The sequence below is a fragment of the Rhodanobacter sp. C03 genome, assembly GCF_002001175.1.
Classification (GTDB): domain Bacteria; phylum Pseudomonadota; class Gammaproteobacteria; order Xanthomonadales; family Rhodanobacteraceae; genus Rhodanobacter.
Genome location: NZ_MUNT01000001.1, coordinates 577960 through 596822, shown reverse-complemented (window position 1 = coordinate 596822; position 18863 = coordinate 577960). Strand labels below are relative to the sequence as shown.

22 protein-coding genes are annotated in these 18863 nt (G+C 60.9%); 6 read left to right on the top strand and 16 right to left on the bottom strand.

Annotated elements, in window-relative coordinates:
* Positions 1-82 precede the first annotated feature (82 nt).
* Positions 83-1183, top strand: a complete 1101-nt coding sequence (locus tag B0E48_RS02535; RefSeq protein ID WP_077515846.1) for an HWE histidine kinase domain-containing protein — start codon at positions 83-85, stop codon at positions 1181-1183.
* A gap of 46 nt (positions 1184-1229) precedes the next feature.
* Here the strand turns inward: B0E48_RS02535 and B0E48_RS02530 are convergent, their stop codons facing one another.
* From B0E48_RS02530 to B0E48_RS02500, 7 genes are all read right to left on the bottom strand, one after another.
* Complete coding sequence (locus tag B0E48_RS02530) at positions 1230-1592, bottom strand: response regulator (protein WP_077515845.1); 363 nt, start codon at positions 1590-1592, stop codon at positions 1230-1232.
* A gap of 118 nt (positions 1593-1710) precedes the next feature.
* A complete protein-coding gene (locus B0E48_RS02525; RefSeq protein ID WP_077515844.1) occupies positions 1711-3792 on the bottom strand; it encodes a response regulator in 2082 nt (693 codons plus the stop codon).
* Complete coding sequence (locus B0E48_RS02520) at positions 3789-4118, bottom strand: circadian clock KaiB family protein (RefSeq protein ID WP_077515843.1); 330 nt, start codon at positions 4116-4118, stop codon at positions 3789-3791. The genes B0E48_RS02525 and B0E48_RS02520 overlap by 4 nt, the downstream gene beginning before the upstream one ends.
* Positions 4115-4471, bottom strand: coding sequence for a circadian clock KaiB family protein (locus B0E48_RS02515; protein WP_077515842.1), 357 nt, complete (start codon positions 4469-4471; stop codon positions 4115-4117). Before B0E48_RS02515 ends, B0E48_RS02520 begins: the two co-directional genes overlap by 4 nt.
* Positions 4468-6186 carry a circadian clock protein KaiC gene (gene kaiC, locus B0E48_RS02510; RefSeq protein ID WP_139350125.1) on the bottom strand — a complete coding sequence of 573 codons (1719 nt, stop codon included), beginning with the start codon at positions 6184-6186 and terminating at the stop codon, positions 4468-4470. Before kaiC ends, B0E48_RS02515 begins: the two co-directional genes overlap by 4 nt.
* A gap of 383 nt (positions 6187-6569) precedes the next feature.
* Entirely contained in the window at positions 6570-6755 is a 186-nt protein-coding gene (locus B0E48_RS02505) for a CsbD family protein (protein ID WP_077515841.1), read from the bottom strand.
* Positions 6756-6925: 170 nt separating this feature from the next.
* Positions 6926-7312 (bottom strand): response regulator, encoded by a 387-nt coding sequence (locus B0E48_RS02500; protein ID WP_168170273.1) that lies wholly within the window; start codon positions 7310-7312, stop codon positions 6926-6928.
* Positions 7313-7543: 231 nt separating this feature from the next.
* On the opposite strand from B0E48_RS02500, the gene B0E48_RS02495 reads away from it, so the two are divergent.
* Positions 7544-7810, top strand: coding sequence for a hypothetical protein (locus tag B0E48_RS02495; RefSeq protein WP_077515839.1), 267 nt, complete (start codon positions 7544-7546; stop codon positions 7808-7810).
* 151 nt (positions 7811-7961) lie between these two features.
* Entirely contained in the window at positions 7962-8189 is a 228-nt protein-coding gene (locus B0E48_RS17430; RefSeq protein WP_139350124.1) for a hypothetical protein, read from the top strand.
* A gap of 259 nt (positions 8190-8448) precedes the next feature.
* On the opposite strand, the gene ssb is transcribed toward B0E48_RS17430, so the two are convergent.
* Positions 8449-8961, bottom strand: coding sequence for a single-stranded DNA-binding protein (gene ssb, locus B0E48_RS02490; protein ID WP_077515838.1), 513 nt, complete (start codon positions 8959-8961; stop codon positions 8449-8451).
* A 440-nt stretch (positions 8962-9401) separates the two neighbouring features.
* Here ssb and B0E48_RS02485 point away from each other — a divergent pair, with 440 nt between their 5' ends.
* Positions 9402-10211, top strand: a complete 810-nt coding sequence (locus tag B0E48_RS02485; RefSeq protein WP_139350123.1) for a hypothetical protein — start codon at positions 9402-9404, stop codon at positions 10209-10211.
* A gap of 56 nt (positions 10212-10267) precedes the next feature.
* Here B0E48_RS02485 and B0E48_RS02480 read toward each other — a convergent pair whose 3' ends face one another.
* The 5 genes from B0E48_RS02480 to B0E48_RS02465 form a co-directional block, all read right to left on the bottom strand.
* On the bottom strand, positions 10268-10642 hold the full coding sequence (locus B0E48_RS02480; RefSeq protein WP_077515836.1) for a hypothetical protein: 375 nt from the start codon (positions 10640-10642) through the stop codon (positions 10268-10270).
* Positions 10643-10712: 70 nt separating this feature from the next.
* A complete protein-coding gene (locus tag B0E48_RS02475; protein WP_077516899.1) occupies positions 10713-11942 on the bottom strand; it encodes an MFS transporter in 1230 nt (409 codons plus the stop codon).
* 111 nt (positions 11943-12053) lie between these two features.
* Positions 12054-12467 (bottom strand): alpha/beta hydrolase, encoded by a 414-nt coding sequence (locus B0E48_RS17985; protein ID WP_254423825.1) that lies wholly within the window; start codon positions 12465-12467, stop codon positions 12054-12056.
* Positions 12468-12476: 9 nt separating this feature from the next.
* Entirely contained in the window at positions 12477-13019 is a 543-nt protein-coding gene (locus B0E48_RS17980) for an alpha/beta hydrolase (RefSeq protein WP_254423824.1), read from the bottom strand.
* Positions 13020-13255: 236 nt separating this feature from the next.
* Positions 13256-13600: a cyclophilin-like fold protein gene (locus tag B0E48_RS02465; protein WP_254423823.1), complete on the bottom strand. Its 345-nt coding sequence runs from the start codon at positions 13598-13600 to the stop codon at positions 13256-13258.
* Between the two features lie 10 nt (positions 13601-13610).
* Here B0E48_RS02465 and B0E48_RS17975 point away from each other — a divergent pair, with 10 nt between their 5' ends.
* Both B0E48_RS17975 and B0E48_RS02455 read left to right on the top strand, forming a co-directional pair.
* A complete protein-coding gene (locus B0E48_RS17975; protein WP_077515834.1) occupies positions 13611-13808 on the top strand; it encodes a hypothetical protein in 198 nt (65 codons plus the stop codon).
* A gap of 57 nt (positions 13809-13865) precedes the next feature.
* Positions 13866-14759 carry a LysR family transcriptional regulator gene (locus tag B0E48_RS02455; RefSeq protein ID WP_077515833.1) on the top strand — a complete coding sequence of 298 codons (894 nt, stop codon included), beginning with the start codon at positions 13866-13868 and terminating at the stop codon, positions 14757-14759.
* A gap of 44 nt (positions 14760-14803) precedes the next feature.
* Here B0E48_RS02455 and B0E48_RS02450 read toward each other — a convergent pair whose 3' ends face one another.
* Genes B0E48_RS02450 through kdpC form a run of 3 tightly spaced genes read right to left on the bottom strand, consistent with a single transcriptional unit; the run spans position 14804 to position 18862 of the window.
* Positions 14804-15508, bottom strand: a complete 705-nt coding sequence (locus tag B0E48_RS02450; protein ID WP_077515832.1) for a response regulator transcription factor — start codon at positions 15506-15508, stop codon at positions 14804-14806.
* Positions 15509-15532: 24 nt separating this feature from the next.
* Positions 15533-18220 carry a sensor histidine kinase KdpD gene (locus B0E48_RS02445; protein ID WP_077515831.1) on the bottom strand — a complete coding sequence of 896 codons (2688 nt, stop codon included), beginning with the start codon at positions 18218-18220 and terminating at the stop codon, positions 15533-15535.
* Positions 18221-18277: 57 nt separating this feature from the next.
* On the bottom strand, positions 18278-18862 hold the full coding sequence (gene kdpC / locus B0E48_RS02440) for a potassium-transporting ATPase subunit KdpC (protein WP_077516898.1): 585 nt from the start codon (positions 18860-18862) through the stop codon (positions 18278-18280).
* Position 18863: the final 1 nt, after the last annotated feature.

The window sequence follows — 18863 nt, the reverse complement described above, 5'->3', positions numbered from 1 at the left end:
TTATAGACCAAAAGGCAACATCCTCTATCAAAGGTACGCTTTAAAAGGGCTTTTGCGATGGGGCCGCTATCCACAAAAACTCATGGGCTCCCCGGGCACCATCGCGCCTCAAAAAGACTGTTATTCTGATCAGATGGGTGCCCATATATCGAGTGCTGAGCGAGAAGGCCTGTGTGGGGCTGATGAGTCCGCTCGCGCCACGAACGACGTTGACTCCGACGAGCAATTCTTAAGAAGCGTGCTGGCTTCGTCGGCCGATTGCATCAAGGTGATCGACCTCGACGGCAACCTCTTATATATGACCGATGAAGGCCAACGGCTCATGGAAGTCAGTGACTTCAACGCCATTCGGGGTTGCCCATGGCCCGAATTTTGGCAAGACGGTTTGGACCAACATGCGATTGCTGCAATTCAGGCTGCCCGGCATGGAGGAGAGGGCCGCTTCGAAGGCATGGCGCACACATGCCTCGGCACGCCCAAATGGTGGGACGTGCGCGTAACGCCCATTCGAGACGCCCATGGTGAACCTAGAAGCCTCCTAGTCGTATCGCGCGATATCTCGGTATTGAAAGAAGCGCAGAGTCAGCAACGCTTGCTGATGGAGGAGCTAGCCCACCGCGTCAAAAATATTATTGCGGTGGTGCAAGCTATTTCGATGATGTCGCTGCGCGACGGCACCGATATTGCTGAAGGCCGGGAGGCGCTCAATTCGCGATTGCTGGCTTTGTCGCATGCGCAAGACATCCTGCTTAGTAACACGGGAGAAGTGAATGCAACGCTGGCCGGCTTACTATCGAGGATAATTTCCATCCACGGCGACGCGAATCAGTTCGAGATCGCTGGACCAGAGATGATCGTTGGTTCGACATTCGCGCTGGGGTTTTCCCTTGTCATGCACGAGTTGCTCACCAACGCGCTCAAATACGGTGCGCTCAGTCGCGAGGGTGGTAAGGTCGTCGTCTCTTGGGAGTCGGCAGGCGACCCCGAAAACAAACGTTTGGAGTTTTGCTGGGCGGAAAGAGGAGGTCCGCTGGTGGTCACGCCTAGCCGTAAAGGGTTCGGTTCTCGCCTCATCGAACGCAGTCTGGTCAAACGCCCAACGTCCTCGGCGCAAGTTATCTACGAACCGACCGGCGTAATCTTTCGCCTGAACGTCCTTGAGCAGGACTTGATCGTCGATTGATAACGCGGTTCCCGCGTAGAGAGAAAAAATCATTCCTTTCAAGCGTTCAAACTTTGCCGACAAGCTTTTCCAGCGCGAGCTTGATTGCCTGCATGTCATACGGCTTCTGCAGGACGTCCGCTCGATCGAAGCGCTCAGGAATGCTTTCTCTTCCATGGCCAGATGCAAACAGGAATGGAATGTTGCGACTAAGAAGCGCATCCGCGATCGGAAAGCTATCTGTCTTGCCCAACGAAACGTCGAGGATGGCAACGTCGATGGCTTCACTCTTGGCCAATAAGAGACCATCGTCGAGGCGTTCGGCAATCAGGACGCGATAGCCGGCAGCATCAAGCAAATCTTCCAGGAGCATCGCCACCATAGGCTCGTCCTCGACTACGAGAACGCAAGGTTTTGAAAGGGTATTCATGGTCAATTCTCATTCTTACCACCCGCGTCGACGTGCGGCGGCTTAGTGAAATAGGGAACGAGCTAGGCAACTCATTCTCGTGCAGTAGGCCCAGAGGTCGGTGAATTCCGCGCGACAATTAGGTGGGATCGTTCATCACCGTCTGCACAGCAAGCGAGAGGTCAACTTGAGTGTAGGGTTTCCGCAAAAGTTGCAGGCCTTGCGCCAACTCACCCATCGCGATTCTCTGGGCTGTGTAACCGGAAGTAAGCAACACGGGAATCGCTGCGTGCTTGACCTTCATTTCGTTCACGAGATCGATGCCATTCATCTCGCCGGGCATGATGACGTCGGTGAAAACCAGGTCTACACGTTCGCCGCCATCAATCAGCTTCAGTGCGTCACTTCCATTCTCGGCTTCCAGAACCGAGTACCCCAGATTTTCCAAGAGGCTACGTGCCACCGCGCGCACGTCATTATCGTCTTCGACAACAAGGACAATCCCCTTTCCCTTGACCTCAACCACAGGGGCTACGGTCGCTTTGATCGTTTCGGGCCTCGTTGCGCGTGGAAGATAGATGAGGACAGTCGTGCCGACTCCAGGATGACTTTCAATAGCGACGAAACCACCGGACTGGCGAGCAAAGCCATAAACTTGACTGAGCCCTAGCCCGGTGCCTTTCCCGACCTCCTTGGTCGTAAAGAAAGGCTCGAACACCCGGTTGATAACATCGGCCGTCATACCCATTCCAGTGTCGGTGAGCGAGACGACGACATAATCTCCCGCGCTGGCGCCATTGGCGGCGGCGGCCCTCGCGTCCAGCTTTCGGATCGCGGTTTTCAGCGTGAGCTTGCCACCCTGTGGCATCGCATCGCGCGCGTTGATGGCAAGATTCAGGATCGCGGTTTCCAGCTGGTGTGGATCGGTGCGGCAATACCATTGATCAGGCGCTTTCTCGATGTGCACAGTCACCGCTTCGCCCACAGCGCGGTCAAGGAGGTTCTCGAACGTGTCGAGAAGATCCTCCACGCAGATTGCCTCGGCGCGAAGATCCTGGCGCCGCGAGAACGCGAGAAGTTGCTGATTGAGCTTTGCGCCGCGCATCACGCCGTGCCGCGCGGCAGCGAGATAACGCACGCTCTTCTCATCCTTGTCGATGCGCTGATCAAGCATGTCTATGCTGCCACCGATGACCATCAGCAGATTGTTGAAGTCATGCGCAATGCCTCCCGTAAGCTGGCCGATGGCCTCCATTTTCTGTGATTGGCGTAGTTGTTCCTCAACGAGGCGGCGCTCGGTGACGTCGGAGATGACGCCACCAATACGAATCGCTCTGTCATTCAGGTAGAAAGTTCGGCCCTTGATCTGTACCCAGCGGACAGCGCCGTCGCTCAGGCGATGGATGCGCTTCTCGATTTCAACCGAGCCTGTGCTTTCGGCGCACAGAAATGCCTCGCTTACTGCCCCGCGGTCTTCAGGAATGAACTGGGAGAGCATCATCGGCAGCCCCCAGGCTTTGACCGTATCTGTGTAACCGAAAATCTGGTCGTAACGCGTCGACCGTGTCACGGTGTCGCTTACAAGGTCCAGGTCCCAGTGACCCATGTCAGCAGCAGAAAGCGCGAGCTGCAGGCTGTCTTCGACACGACGACGCTCATCAATTTCGCTGGCCAGTTGCATATTTGCCGCAGCCAGCTCATGGCTGCGCTCGCGACTGTGAGTCAGGTCGGTGACGACACCGCACAACACATTGGGCATCTGCTCGTCGACCTTAAGATCGGCGATGGACACGTTGACCGGAACCAACCCATTCGCTCCCAACAACGTGAACTCGGCGGAGCGACCCACACCACGACCGCTTGCCATCAGATGACGGAATGCAAAGATGTCCGTGCTCAACAAAAAACGCTCGATGGACTCGCCGATCAGTGTCTCACGACCAACGCCAACGAGCGTGGCAAAGCGATGATTGCAATAAAGCATGACCCCTTCATCGCTCAGCGTTACGGCCCCTTCCTGCATCTGCTCGATCAGCACGCGATAGGGACGATCGGCGTTCTCTAGCGTATAGACCTGTTGACCGCTCGGGCCGCCCACCACCACCGCATCGACGTCGCCATTGCGTATGGCTGCCAGTGTTTCCTCTGCTTCGCGCAATCGATCCTGCAGCTCGACAAGCTGGGATTGATCGATACCGGCGAATTCGGGATGCCGGTTCATGAATGAGCTTGGTCGTCCTCGCCAAGCGGAGCAAGATCAAGGCCAGCGAGCACGCGCTCGCGATCGGAGAGATCACCAATAATTCGTCGCAATGGTTCTGGAAGAATCTTGACCAGCGTCGGCGTTGCAATGATCTGCAACTCTTTGGTGGCCTCGGGATTCTGATAGATATCCACTACTTCAAGGTCGAAGCGGCCTTCGAGATTTTCCGCACAGATGCGGCGCATATTTTCGATCGCCCGTGTTGAGCGTGGCGTCGACCCGGTGATGAACAGACGCAGCTTGTATGGACCTTGCGGCAGATCCGCATCGTCGTGTTGGGTCATGTTGGGCTCGCAGTCTTGGGGCGAATGTCGAGACCCACCAACACTCGTTCGGTGTTCGAGAGATCACCGATGACACGTTTGAGGGGTGGCGGAAGATGTCTAACAAGGGTTGGCAATGCCACGATCTGATCGCCTGCAGCAAGCTGTGGCGTGACAAGGAGATCAACCACGTCGATCGTGTAACGACCGGCGAGATTGCTTTCGCAGAGTTTCTTGAGATTCGCGATTGCAGCCAGCGATTTCGGTGTCTGGCCCGCCACGTAAAGGCGCAGGTTGTACTCTCCTGATTCAGGTTCCGAAAGACCATTCGGGGTGTCAGCGACGGGCCCATCGTCCTGCTTAGTGACGATCATGAGCGCACCCCACGGATTGCCGCCATTTCGGAGCGCTCGGATCCGTGAGCGAGCTCACGGGCCTCTTCCTGCTCGATCAAGGTCGCCATCTCCGCCTCTTCGGTTTCAAGTGCAGCACGCAACTCGGCGATCTGCCGATCGAGCGCGGCGCGCTTCCGCGCCACCTCGCGCCGCCTCCGCTCGGTGGCCTGCTTGCGCGATAGACCTGCTTCACGTTCGCGCGCTTCCTGTGCAATACGAGCGGTTCCGGTTAGCACGCCATCCGGACCGACGTAGGCATCGACCATGTGAATTCCATGATTGGTCAACTGGTATTCCCGCAGCTGTTTCGAGTGGTTCATGCCACGTGACTTCAGCAGGTAGAGCACCCGATTGCGCTCGCCGTTCGCCTCCGTGTCCTTGAGCGAGATCCAGGTATCCATCAGCGACGACACGCTGCGTTCGCTCTCGCTCATCTGCTCGCCTGATGAGGAAAGGCTGGTGAAAAGTGCAGTGATGCCCTTGCTCTTGCAGATGTCGGCCAGCCGAATCAGCGTCGAATGGATCTCAGAGGATGGACCGCGAAATGCGGAGATTGGATCAACCACGATAACTTGTGGCGCAAACTCCTCGATGTCGCGGTTCATCCGCGCCAAGTGCATCTCGAAACCATAGAGACTGGGGCGCGCCGCCTGGAAGTCCAGTAGCCCGCTGTCGATGTGCTGATCGAGTTTGAGACCCACCGACGCCATGTTGCGCACGATCTGGTCCGGTGACTCCTCGAAAGCGAAAAAGAGGCACCGCTCGCCACGTTCGCATGCTGCGTTGACGAATGCTGAGGCAAAAGTTGATTTCCCGGTGCCGGCTAGTCCCGATATCAGAATGCTGGAACCACGAAAGTAACCACGAATGCCGAGCATGTCGTCCAAACCTGGTACGCCTGTAGGCACCGATTCGTGCGAAATTCGGTGTCCCAGTTCCGCCGAAGTGATCGGCAGCACGCTGATGCCATGTTCGTCGATAAGGAAAGGGTATTCATTGGTTCCATGGGAGGAGCCGCGGTATTTCACAACACGCAGGCGTCGCGTGGTGACCTGATCTTCTACGCGGTTGTCCAGCAGAATCACGCAATCGGATACGTACTCCTCGATGCCGTAACGGGTCAGCTGACCATCGCCGCGCTCACCGGTGATGATCGCAGTGACGCCTTTGTCCTTGAGCCATGCGAACAACCGGCGCAGTTCGGAACGCAGGATGGCCGTGTCGTCCAGCCCCGAGAACAAGGCCTCGATGGTGTCGAGCACCACGCGTTTCGCGCCGATGGAATCGATAGCGTGGCCGAGCCGCACGAAGAGACCTTCAAGATCGTATTCACCGCTTTCTTCAATCTCGGCCCGCTCGATGTAGACGTGATCGATGACCAACTGCTTTCGCTCGACAAGCTCGGCAACGTCATAGCCCAGCGATGCCACGTTGGTTTCCAGATCACGCGCGCGCTCCTCAAAACTCATGAGCACGCCGGGCTCGCCGAATTTGTTGATGCCATTGACCAGGAAGGTCATCGCGAACAGAGTCTTGCCGCAGCCTGCAGCACCGCATAGCAAGGTGGGCCGACCTGTTGGAAGTCCGCCAAGCGTCAGCGCATCGAGCCCCTTGATTCCAGTCGGTGTCTTGCTCAATGGCGCGAGGCGGGTGGAGCTAGCCGCTGCATCGACTTTTGTACGTTTTGCGGCCACGAGGTGCTCCGGTTGGTTGCTATTTCGAGCCGCGCTGTATCTACCAGAACCCCAGCGTTCCCATAGCCGAATCGCTGGACCGGGCTGAAGGCAAAGCACGTACTTATACGGATTCAAAGCTACGGTCTGTTAGCTCGGCGTGATGCTGCATGGCGCCGAACGCTCGCTATCCACTTTTGCCGCATACATAGCCTCTCAAAGGACCTCGACCTAACATCCGGACAGGTCGGGGTGTCAAGATCATCTGAGGAAGCGACGCCGCTTCTTTCGCGACGCTGGTTACGCAAATACCCCGCGCGCCCGACAAGCGGTAGAGCTGAGGGAATTCAGGAAGAGAAAAAGGCCGGTCAGACTTCGACCGGCCTTTTTGCGGCGCGAATGACTCAGCGCTTTTTTGCTTCGTCGCGAGCGCGATCAGCAGCCTTGCCGACGGCATTCTGGACTTTGCCAGCGTTCTTCTCGACGGTGCCCGCTACTTCTTTCGCCTTGTTGCCAGTCACTTTGCCGACCACTTCCTTGATGGCGCCTTTGACTTCGTGCTTGGTGCCTTCGGTTCTGTTCTTGTCCATGACTCTCGACCTCTCAAACCGCGAGCGTGCGGTGGCCGAAAATATAAAAGGTGATTCGTCTCGGACCCGTGAAGCTGACGATGTGCAGCATGTGCGCGTTCATGCGGTCGCTGTCAAGAAACCCGACACGCATCGGTGGACGTCGGCCGTCAAAGATTCCAAGTCGATCGTCAGGTGGAAGCAGTCACCTGAGCACGTGCCTGCTTGATGGCGTGCAGCAGTTTTTCTGATCCGAACGGCTTCTGCAGAAATATCGCCCTTGCCGGAAAGTTGGCCATTTCGTTTCTTGCATCGGCTGACACGATCAGGATTGCAGCATTGGGCTGCATCTGCTCCGCGATATGAGCCAAGTCAATGCCCGATTTCAGGCCGGCCAACAGAACGTCCGCGATGAGGACATCGATGTGGTGAGCAGCCAGAAAGTCACACGCTTGAGTGAACCCATCCGCAGAAAGCACCTGGGCACTTGCTTGGCTTGACAGCAGCAGTTGAATGGATTCGCGCACGCAAAAATCGTCGTCAACGATCAGAACGACCCATCCCGCGCCCGTATCCATATCCCCGAACCTAATCCAAGCCGGCATCCGGCTGTCGTTTCACACTACTCGCTTATCCCGGCGTCCACTCACAAACTTGCACACTTCATCTTGATTGTGCCGACAGCCCAGGCGCAGCACCGTTGCGCACCAGAAGATTTCGGTGCCGACTGGCCCTGAAGGGCTCCCAAAAGTTCGCGAAGGCTTCACGAACTCGGAAGCATCGTGCGCGCGACACGAGGAGAGATTGCGATGCTTCAGCTTGATCCGCCCATTCCCATGAACACGCCAAAAGGTGAAGGGTTCGCTCATTTCGTCATTGACTATGGCCCCGAATCCGATCTGTATTGGACCGTTCTGATCACGGAGACGGGCGAAATCTGGACCTATGCGAACCGCCATGTCCGCGCCTCCAAAAACATAACGCTGGGTCGCACGAATCCGTCGGTGCCCACCACTTTTGGTTCGGAGCCTGTGCCGATAAGACCCCGTGGCCTGGATACACCAGATCGGTCGTGAGCCTGCGGGAATGCTGCAACCAGTGATCCCCTCCAGAGAACACTAGACGTTCACTACTGGTGAATGTGCGGGACTTAAGAGATCACCCTGCTTTGATACGAATTCCGTCATCGTCGCTCATCCTCAGCATGCGATCGACAGAGAGGCGCACATGAACGAGCGAAACGCCCGCGCAGAACACAACACGCAGTATTCGGTGCCACCCATATTTGATGGCGATTTTGGGTGGGATACAGAGCGCAATGAAATTCGAGATCCCGGCAATGGTTCAGCCGCGTCGAAACGCTCGGCATTGAACTCCAAAGACGGAATCAAGAATGGCAGCGAAGAAGGAGGCGAACAGCCCCAGCCAAACGAAAAACCGCACGAGTCAAGTTGACTCGCTCCAGACCGCAATTGCAGGGCACCGGCAATCGAGGTCCTCAATCTGAGTAGCGCACGTGGCTTTAAACCCCGGACGTTATAAGCAGCGCTATTGCTTGGGCGACATGCCGCGTGGGCTTTTTGATGGAGGCTGTAGCTTAGAGGAGCTCTCGATGCCAGAAATGATGTGAAAACGTCCAGTTCCGACAAGAAAAACCCCCGATTTCTCGGGGGCTTATAGGTCAAAAAGCAACAGTTTCGTTCTCAGGTGTCACCTAGAACGGAATCTCGTCATCCGCGAAGCCGCTGTCGGCCGGTGCCGGCGACTGCCGCGACGGAGCGCCGTGGTCATCGCTGCCGCGCGACTGGTTGCCATAGTTGCTGCCGCCCTGACGCTGCTGGCCACCGCCGGTGCTCTGCGGACGCTCACGCTGGCCGCCACCGCCGCCTTCGTTGCTGCCCAGCATCTGCATTTCGCTGGCAATGATGTCAGTAAAATATTTTTCCACGCCATCCTTGCCGGTGAACTTGTCGGTGCGGATCGAACCCTCGATATAGACCTGACGACCCTTCTTCAGGTACTCGGCGGCGATCTCGCCGAGGCGGCCGAAGATCTTGATCCGGTGCCACTCGGTACGCTCCTGCTTCTCACCGGACTGCTTGTCGGTCCAGGATTCGGAGGTGGCCAGACTGAAGCTGCAAATGCTGACGCCGCCGCCGGTGCTGCGCAGTTCCGGGTCCGAGCCCAGGTTGCCGACCAGGATGACTTTGTTGATGCCACGTGCCATGGGATGTCCTCTGTTGAGCCGGCCGTACATAAGCGGTAGTTACGGCCGGAGTGGTGAATCTGATTGGCTATGATAACCGCGCGAGCCGCCGATGCCACGTGCGCAAACCCCGCTCGGGCGTGGGCCGGCTCCGATGCAGACCGCCTGCGGTCAGCTCGGGTAGACCGAGTCTTCGCCCGATTCTGAGGGCCTCGAATAACTTCAAATGTCCGTCATTCCAGCGAAAGCTGGAATCCAGTGCCTTGGCCGATCAAGGACTTGGAGTCGCTGGATCCCAGCTTTCGCCGGGATGACGAGCAATAGCCGGGTTATTCGAGGTTCCTTTCTGGCACAGCCGGCCTGTCGCCCGTGCATCCACCGGTCGGATCCAGCCGTATCTCCTGCTGCAACGGGTACTTACGCCCGGATGCAGCAAACCCCATGGCTGCCGGAGTAATCCCTTGACGATGAAACCCCATCGGCGCGTCTGTGCGCTGGGACTGACACTGGCGCTAGCCGCTTCCGCCAGCGCACTGGCCGGCACCGACGCCAACGCCGTTCACCACGTCGAAGGCAAAGCCTTCGCCGGCGCGGACGACCACCTGATGTATCGCGAATCGCACTGGCTGTACGACGACGGCGGCAACTCGTCACGGCTGGTGCTTTACCGCTGCCCGGACGGCAAGCCGTTCGCACGCAAGCTGATGCACGACGACGGCAACGCGCAGGCACCGGATTTCGTGCTGGACGATGCGCGCACCGGCTACCAAGAAGGCGTGCGCAGCGTAGGCGGAAAACGCGTGGTGTTCGCCCGCGTCGACAAGGGCGCGCAGGAGCGCACCGCCGCACTCGATACCTCGCCGATGCCGGTCATCGACGCCGGTTTCGATGCCTACATCCGCAACCACTGGGACAAGCTGGGCGAGGACGGCAGCGACAAGATCCCGTTCCTGGTACCCAGCCGGCTCGGCACGCTCGGCTTCAGCGTGAAGCGCATGGCCGACGCACCGGTGAATGGCCGCGATGCCCGGCACTACCGCCTCAGCCTGGACAACCTGATCGGCTTCGCCCTGCCGCATATCGACGTGGCCTACGACGCGAAGACACGCGAGCTGCTCAGCTTCAACGGCCTCGCCAACATCCAAGGCAGCAACGGCGAGAACGTCAAGGCCAGAATCGTGTTCGACCCGGCGCAGGACAAGGACGTGAGCCGTGCCGATCTTGATGCCGCCGCCAAGGCGCCGCTGGATGGGCAGTGCCGGATTCCGTGAGCACATGCCGCGATGTTGTACGGGTGATCGGCCGTCATCGCGGCTCTTGATGACATTCAGTCTGCGCGCGAACGGGTCGCGTGCCAGATCCACGCGATCAGCAGAACTTGCAACGGCAAGCGCACCCACAGCAGCGTCAGCCACAAGGTCGATGCATGCGCAGCCTGCGCATTCAGCAGCATCTGCACATTGGCCGGCAATACGGACAGACACAACGCGATCAACCCATATCCCGCCCAGCGACGTGTCACGTGCCACAGCACGCCAAGGCCACCGGCCATCTCGCACAAGCCACTGATGACGACGAGCGCCCGATGCCAGGGCAGCCATGCCGGCATGATTCCCATGTAGTTCGCAATGAACAGGAAATGGAACGTGCCCGCGGTGATGAAGAACAGCGCGAGCAGCCAGCGGGACAGGTTTCGTTTCATGGGTGGCTGCTGTGAGCGAGTCATCGTTGCATTGGAACAGATCGCGACCCTGTCCTTTTCAGCCGGAGCCTCAGCATCCGGCACCATCATTTGCAGGACGCAAACGACGACCGCTGCCTACGACCAACGCTGCAAGCAACAACATCACCGCCCCACCGATCCAGGTTGCGGTCAGCGACAGGTGATCCAGCAGCAACCCGCCGAACGCTGCGCCCAGCATGATGGCAAGCTGGATGGCTGCCACCAGCAGGCCACCGCCGGCATCGGGTTCGTCGGCGATGCCCAGCGATAGCCACGTGGACCATGCCACGGGAATCGCCGCGTTGAGCGTGCCCCACACGATCAGGATGAGGGCCACCGGCCACAGCAAGTATCCAAAGCCAAGAAACGCCAGCGTGGTTACCGCCAGTGCCAGCGGCAGCAGGGCAAGCAGGCGGTAGAGATGCCGACCCAGCAATGCGCTGGCGCCATAGGTGCCCGCGAATCCGGCCAATCCCAATCCCAGCAGCAGTAACGACAACTGGCTTACATCGACGCCTGTACGCGTTTCAAGAAACGGCCGCAGGTAAGTAAAGGTGGAGAACGCCCCGGCAAACGACAACATCACTCCCACCATCGCGAAGGCGACGTTGCGGCGCTTCAGCAGCGCGAACACGTTCGTCCTGCGTGCCGTGGCGTCAGCATCCGGCGGCATGGCCGGCAGGCTGCGCCACTGCCACAACAGGTTCACGACGACGAGCGGCACCAACGCCCCGAACACACCGCGCCAGCCGATCAATCCGCCCACATAGCTGCCGATGGGCGCGGCAAACGCTACGGCCATGGCGTTGCCTGTGTAGAGCACGCCGAGCGCCTTGGGCACGGATGGCGCCGGAACCAGACGCATGATCGTCGCGGTGGCCAGCGCCCAGAACCCGCCGATGGCGATGCCCAGCAGTGCCCGCGCCGCCATCAGCATGAGGAAGTTGGGCGCTGTCGCGATCAGCACCAGCGAGGCCAGCATGGCGACCGTCAGCGCCATCAGCACGCGACGGCGATCACGGCGCGCCACCACGCTGGCGATCATCAGGCTGGAGAACACGGCGAACAGCCCCGAGATGGAAATGGCTTGTCCGGCCAGGCCATCGCTGGCATGCAGGTCGGCGGCAATCGGTGTCAGCAGGCTGACTGGCATGAACTCCGAGGCGATCAGCAGCGCCACGCACATGGACAGGGAGCCGACGGCGCTCCATGCCGCCCGTTGACTGGCATGGCCGCGGCTCCCGGATGACGCGATGAGGGTGGTCGAAGGAGTGGACATGGCGGGATTCATTGGTTGATGACTTGAAGGACAACGGCGCGTCCGTTTTACGGGACGCTCCACGTGCGGGTTGGTGTTCGCCGCAATTACGGTTTCGGGAACGAGCTTGAGTTACTTCAGATTGGCTTGGAAGAATGCAGTCAATTTGTCAAACGGAATGAGGTTGACGCGATCGTAAAGATCCACGTGGCCAGCACCAGGCGCAATGACAAGCTCCTTGGGTTGACCTGCAAGCCGGAACGCCTCTTCGCTGAACTCTCTGGAGTGCGCGTTCTCGCCCGCGATGAAAAGCATCGGACGCGGGGAAATCGTCTCAATGTCATCGAACGGATAGAAGTTCATGAACTTGACGACACCGGTCAGTGTCGGATGCGTTGTGAGTTGCGGCGATGAACCTTCGGGGGTGTATTCGCCTCGCGGGGTGCGGTAGAAGTCGTAGAACTCGCGTTGCATCGGGTCCGTGTTTTCGTCCAGTTGGTGCACCGTGCCGCCGGTATATTTAGTTTCGCCACCGATGAATTCCACGTAGCGCTGCTATGCCGCCGCTTCAAGGATCTTCTTTCGCTGCTCGAGCATCTGTGAGTGCTTGAGGCCGTTACGGCTGGCGGCTCCCATGTCATACATGCTGATCGTGGCAATGGCTTTCATGCGCGGATCGATCTTGGCCGCACTGATGACGAAGCTGCCACTGCCGCAAATGCCAAGAACGCCGATGCGATCTCTATCCACGAACGACTGCGTGCCCAGATAGTCCACGGCTGCGCTGAAGGCCTCGGAGTAGATCTCCGGTGCAACGGCGTTGCGCGGCTGGCCCTCACTTTCGCCCCAGAACGACTGGTCGATTGCGAGGGTGACGAAGCCCCGCTCGGCCAGCTTCTGCGCATACAGATTCGAGCTTTGCTCCTTCACCGCGCCCATCGGATGACCGACGATGATCGCTGGATGCCTGGCATTGCGATCGAGACCCTTGGGAGTGAACAGATTGCCGACGACCTTCATCTTGTATTGGTTGTCGAAAGTGACCTTCTGCAAGATCACCTTGTCGCTCTTGTAGAAGTTGTCTGCACCATTGGACATGTCTTGACCCGTCGCAGTGAATGAAAATGAGCTGGCCAGTAGTGCCAGCAATAGAAAGAGCTTTTTCAAAGGCACTCCTCATATCGAAGCGACCAGGGTCGCGTTGTCGATCACGAATCAATGCTTCACATCGGCCCGTGACGACCGCTGCTGGATGGCATGTTCATGCTCGATGTCTTCTCTGAAGACGTGATGGATGGAATGAAGAGAGCGCCCCGCGTTTTCGCACAGGTCCATCAATCCGTGATGCGTTCGATCCTGACTTTCAGCGACCCGAGTCGCTGCAACGCGGGCAAGCCCGTATCCACATGGCCCAATCGCACAAGCCCACGTGAGGTGCCGTTGCCGCCTTTGACAAAAATCGCCAGGTTGCCCCAGGGGGCGTAGTAAGTGATGTCGCCCGTCTTCGCCTGCATGCCGGCGGGTGCGCCAGCCGTGGAAAGCTTGCGCGGCAGATCGGCGATGCGCTCGATATCGGCGTACTCCTTCAGCGTCAAGGACAGCGGCAGCAGCGCGGCGAAATCGCGGGAAGCGGCGGTGTCGTCCAGCGTGGCGGTGACGACGTCGCCATCGACGTCCATGCGGATCTTCATGGAATGCTCCTGTGATGATCTGGACGCAGCCTCAGCCGATGGCGATGCCACGGACGTGCCGGGGCTGCATGCCGACACGCCCAGCGCCGTACCCATGAGCAACGCCAGCGTCACGCGCTGGGCTCGCGACGAAAACTTGTGGATGAGCTTTTGCATCGGCGCATTCTTCCGCACGCACGAGAGCCTGACTAGCTAATGGATGCTTAAAGAGCATATAAGCATCACTAATCAATCTTTCGTGGAGAATGCATCCATGGCCAGACGCAACCTCAACGATCTCCTGTCCTTCGTCACAGTGGCGCGGGAGGGCAGTTTCACTCGCGCGGCTGCGCTGCTGGGCGTGACCCAATCGGCGCTCAGCCAGGCCATACGCGGCCTCGAAGCGCGTCTCGACATCCGGCTGCTTACGCGTACCACGCGCAGCGTTTCACCCACGGTCGCCGGTGAACGCCTGATGCAGGCGATCGGCCACCGCTTCGACGAGATCGAAACAGAACTGGATCTGCTGACGGAGCTGCGCGACAAGCCAGCCGGCACGGTGCGCATCACCTGCGGCGATCACGTCTTGCGTACCACGCTGTTGCCGAAGATCACGCCGCTGCTGCACGAGTATCCCGACATCAAGGTGGAGTTCGACGTCGACTACGGACTCAGGGACATCGTGGCGGATCGTTTCGATGCGGGCGTGCGCATGGGCGACACCATCGACAAGGACATGATCGCGATACCGATCGGCCCCAAGTTGCGCATGGCCGCTGTCGCCGCGCCGGCCTACTTCGCCACGAATCCCAAACCCAAGACACCGCACGACCTGGTGGCGCACCGCTGCATCAACCTGCGCTTTCCGACGAGCGGCGGCTTGTCGGTCTGGGAGTTCGAACGCCGGCGGCATCCATTGAACGTTCGCGTCGATGGCCAGATCGTTTTCAACACCACGCCGCCTGTCGTGACGGCCGCGCTGGCAGGCCTGGGCGTAGCCTTCCTGCCGGAAGACGAGTTCGCACCGCACATCGAGGAAGGGCGACTCGTGCGCGTGCTGGAGGACTGGTGCACGCCGTTTCCGGGCTACTACCTGTATTACCCCAGCCGCCGCCAACCACCGCCCGCCTTTTCCCTCATCGTCGACGCATTGCGCCTGCCCGCGTGATGCCGCCCCGCGCCTTTACCGCGCATACCCAGGCAGCCATTGAATCACTGCACCCAACTTCCCCCCAGAAACCGATACCCCACTCCCGGCTCCGTCTTCAACCAACGCGGCGACACCGGATCGTCGCCGAGTTTTTGGCGTAGCTTGCCGAGCACGATGCGCAGATAGTGGGTGTCCTGCACATGGGTGGCGCCCCATACTTCGCGCAGCACTTGCTGCTGGGTCACTACGCGACCGCTGTGGCGCAGCAACAGGGCCAGTACGGCGTATTCCTTGCGGGTGAGCGATAGCGGTACACCGTCCAGATGCACTTCGCGGCGCGCCAGGTCGACCGCGAGATGGCCGTCGTCGTAACGCGGCGGCAGCTCCGGTTCGCCGGGGCGGTTGCGCAGCAGTGCGCGCAGGCGCGCCATCAGTTCCTGGATGCCAAACGGCTTGGTCATGTAGTCGTTGGCGCCGTGATCGAGCGCGCGCACCTTTTCACTCTCGGCATCGCGCACCGACAGCATCAGCACTGGCAGCTGGCTCCACTGGCGCAGTTCGGCCAGCACCGCGTGACCTTCCATGTCGGGCAGGCCGATATCGAGGATCACCAGGTCGGGCGATTGCGTGACGGCCAGCGCCAGTCCCTCGGCCGCATTGGCGGCGAGCAGCACCTCGTAGCCTTCCGCGCGCAGGCCGATATCGAGGAAACGGCGGATCTGCGCCTCGTCGTCGATCACCAGGATGCGCGGAGCGGCTGAAGTCATAGGAGTGGCGTCATGGGAATGGCGTCATGCGTCAGTGTCGGGCGGTGGCGGCAACGGCAGGCTGATACGGATGGTGGTGCCGATGCCGTCGCCGGGCAAGGCCTCCACGCTGCCGCCGTGCGCGCCGATCATGCCACGGCAGATCGCCAGGCCCAGTCCGGTGCCCTGCGGCGCACGGTCGCCGCGCGATACCGAGTAGAACATGTCGAAGATCAGCGCCCGCTCTTCTTCCGGAATGCCGGGGCCGCGATCGCTGATGTCGATCAGCAGGCGTTCGCCGGTGCTGTGCACGCTTACCCGCACCGGCTCGTCCGGCGGCGAGAAGCGCGCGGCGTTCTCCAGGATGTTGAACAGCGCCTGCTCGATCAGCGCGGGATGCACGTAGAGCAGCACCGTCTCCGGCGGCGCCATCGTCTCCACGCGCAACTCCGGGAACAACTTGCGCAGGCGCGTCACCGCGGCGGCCACGATTTCGGCGCTGTCGGTCCAGTCGCGGTTGAGTTTCAAGGTGCCGTGGCCGAGCCGGGTCATGTCGAGCAGGTTCTGGATGTAGCGGTCCAGCCGCTGACCCTCGCCTAGGATGGCCTGCAGCAATTCGCGGCGTTCCTCCTGCGGCAATTTTTCTTCGTAGCTGATCAGTGTGCCGGCGGCACCGATCATCGAGGCCAGCGGCGAGCGCAGGTCGTGCGACACCGACGACAGCAGCGCGTTGCGCAGGCGCTCGGTCTCGCCCTGCACGCGCGCGCCTTCGAGTTCGTCGGAAAGTCGGGCGCGCTCCAGCGCCTGCCCGATGTCCTGCGTCATCGCCAGCGCGAGACTGCGCTGGTCCGGATCGGGCTCGCGCAATGCCGGGTCGAAGCGCAACGCCACCGCGCCCAGTGGCCGGCTCTCGCTGCCCAGCGGCAACACCCAGCACGGCGCGCCATTCAAGGTATCCGTGTAACGCCCGGCTTGTTCGCCATGGCGGTCGCTCCAGTCGGCCGCAGCCAGATCCTGCGGCAACAACGCACGTTCCGGCGGCACGCTCGCCACCACGCGCAACACCTGCTCCGCATCGCGGGCGAGGATGGCGGCGTCGCAGCGAAGCGCATGCGCCAACGCCTTGCTGCCGACGTCGCGGATGCCGCCGGCATCGGTGCTGGCGGTCAGTTGCTGGCCCAGCGTGAGCAGTGCGCGCGCCTGCACGTGCGCGCCACGCAAGGACTCCACCTGGCTGGCCAGCCGCGTGGCGAGACGGCTGCAGACCAGCGCCGCCACCAGGAACAGCGTCACCGCCAGCACGTCGTCGAAGTTGGAGATCGCCAGGGTGTAGCGCGGCGGTGCGAAGAAGAAGTTGTAGCCGAGGAAACACAGGATCGCCGTATAGACGGCCACCGCCATGCGCGTGCGCACCGCCACCACCAGCACCGCGGTGAGGAAGATCAGCGACAGGTTCGCCACCGACAGGTAACGGTCGGCCACGAACGCCAGCCCGAACGCGACCAGGGTGGTCAGCGTGGCGTAGATGTATTCGCTGCGCGAACCGCGCGCGGACGGCTGCGGCAGACGCAAGCGTCGGCGCGCCTTCGCCCGCTCGCTCGGCGTGGCGATGATGGTCAGCTCAAGGTGTGCACCACGGCGCAGCAGCAGCTGGGTCAGCGAGCGGCCCAGCATGCGTGCCACCACCCGTTCGCGGGTGCGGCCGAGGATGATCTGGCCGACGCCCTCACGATCGGCGTGCGCCAGCAGTTCATCGGCGATCGCATGGCCGCGCAGGATGATCGCCTCGCCGCCGAGCCGGCGCGCCAATCGCATCGCCGCATCGCGCCGCTCTCGGCGGGCGGGATCCAGCCGCGCACCGGTATCGACGAAGGCGACGCTCCACGGCGCACCGCGACGCTCGGCGATGCGCCTTGCCACTCGCACCAGATACTCGCTCTGGCCGTGGCCATCGATCGCCGCCAGTACGCGCCGGCGTACCGTCATCGCGCTGCCGCGCGCCAGCATGTGCTCGCGAAGGTCGCTGTCGACGTGGCCGGCGATGGTGTCCAGCGCCAGCTCGCGCAAGGCGGCCAGATTGGTCGGCGAGAAGAATGCGTCGAGCGCGGCGGCGGCCGTTTCCGGCACATACACCTTGCCCTGCTTGAGCCGACCGATCAGTTCACGCGGCGGCAGGTCGACCAGCACGATGTCGCGCGCGTGATCGAGGAAGGCATCCGGCACCGTCTCGCGCACGGTGATGCCGGTGATGCGTCGCACCTGGTCGTTGAGGCTTTCCAGATGCTGCACGTTGAGCGCGCTGTACACCTCGATGCCGGCATCGAGCAGCTCGGCGATGTCCTGCCAGCGCCGTTCGTGCCGGCCACCCGGCAGGTTGCGATGCGCCAGTTCGTCAACCAGCAGCACAGCCGGCTTGCGCGCCAGCGCGGCATCCAGATCGAACTCGGTGAAGTCGCGTTCGCTGCCGTCAGACGACTTGTAACGCACCTGGCGGCGCGGCAACACTTCCATGCCTTCCAGCAGCGCCGCGGTTTCGGCACGACCATGCGTCTCGACCACGCCGACCACCACGTCCACACCCTGTCGCTTCAGTTCCCGCGCGGCGGACAGCATCGCGTAAGTCTTGCCGACGCCGGGGGCGGCGCCTAGAAAGATCTTCAGCCGATGCGTGCGCTCGTCGTGTTCGGTGCTCAACAGAGCATCGGCACGTGCTTCGCGGGAGGGTTCGGTCATGCCCAAGGTTCGTTCATGTGTGAAGCAGTCCGGTGAATGGCGCCTACGTTAGCGCGATCAGCTGCCGTGCGTCTGCGGTGCGTCCAGCGCCAGGTTGAGCTGCAGCACATTGACCCGCGGCTCGCCGAACACGCCGAGCTGGCGCCCGCTGGTGTATTCGTTCACCAAGGCCTGTACCTGCGAGGTACTGAGCCCGCGCGCCTTCGCCACCCGCTCCAGCTGGTACTGCGCCGCCGCCGGGCTGATCTCAGGATCGAGACCACTGCCCGAGGCGGTGACCAGATCCACCGGCACCGGTGCGGTGTTGCCCGGATCGACGGCACGCAGCGCGGCGATGCGCTGCTTCACCGCGTCGGTCAGCGCCGGATTGGTCGGGCCCAAGTTGGAGCCGCCGGAGTTGGTGCCGTTGTTCGCCTGCGGCGTGGTCGCCGACGGACGGCCCCAGAAGTACTTCGGGTCGGTGAACGACTGGCCGATCAGCACGGAACCGATCGGCTTGCCGTTCTTCACGATCAGGCTGCCGTTGGCCTGCCGCGGAAAGACCAGCTGGGCCAGTCCGGTGGCCACCAGTGGATAAAGCACGCCGGTAATCACCGTCATCAACAACAGCAGCATCACCGCATTGCGCAAGAGCTTGGTCATG